Source organism: Cobetia sp. SIMBA_158, assembly GCF_046566945.1.
Lineage (GTDB): Bacteria > Pseudomonadota > Gammaproteobacteria > Pseudomonadales > Halomonadaceae > Cobetia > Cobetia amphilecti.
Genome location: NZ_JAWJYL010000625.1, coordinates 1 through 258, shown reverse-complemented (window position 1 = coordinate 258; position 258 = coordinate 1). Strand labels below are relative to the sequence as shown.

The window sequence follows — 258 nt, the reverse complement described above, 5'->3', positions numbered from 1 at the left end:
AGAGATTCACGGCGCTGCCAGACAGCATCTACCCGCGCGAATAATTCACCGTTCAGATAGATATCATTAGCCAGTTCCGCCAGTTCAGCGGAAAACTGTTCATCAAGACGCTGTAATTCATCATTGGTATGCGCCGCAGTCATCGCAAAAAAGACGCTGGTAACGCGGGTAAGTAATTCTCCGCTTTGTTCCAGTGCCAGAATAGTATTGTTGAAATCAGGCGTTTGCGGGTTAAGCGCGATGGCAGCAATTTCTGCC

Annotated in this window: 1 protein-coding gene; it reads right to left on the bottom strand. The window is 48.8% G+C overall.

Annotated features, from left to right (window positions below; all coding sequences use genetic code 11):
- On the bottom strand, positions 1 to 258 hold a 258-nt coding region (locus R2R70_RS21325), incomplete at both ends, for a hypothetical protein (protein ID WP_410979098.1).